Annotated in this window: 1 pseudogene; it reads left to right on the top strand. The window is 39.1% G+C overall.

The window, feature by feature from the left end:
* Positions 1–258: pseudogene (locus SCA31_RS24225) on the top strand (hypothetical protein); the annotation flags it as partial.

Genomic DNA, 258 nt, shown 5'->3' with positions numbered 1-258 from the left:
ACAAATACAAACAGAACAGTTCCTACTCAGATAGGAACAGCCACAAATTGGCTTAAAATATATGCAGGAAGTGCACACACAGTTGGTCTTAAAATCGATGGAACGCTTTGGGCATGGGGATTTAATGCTTATGGACAATTGGGTGATGGTACTTTTGCAAGTAAAAATGTACCTGTACAAATAGGAACAGCAACAAACTGGCAAACGATAATTGCAGGAAGCGCCCAAACAATAGCTATAAAAACAAACGGAACATTG

Source organism: Chryseobacterium sp. SIMBA_028 (genome assembly GCF_046535285.1).
In the GTDB taxonomy this organism is placed as follows: Bacteria; Bacteroidota; Bacteroidia; order Flavobacteriales; family Weeksellaceae; genus Chryseobacterium.
The sequence above is the reverse complement of the archived record's forward strand: the minus strand, read 5'-3'. Positions and strand labels throughout refer to the sequence as shown.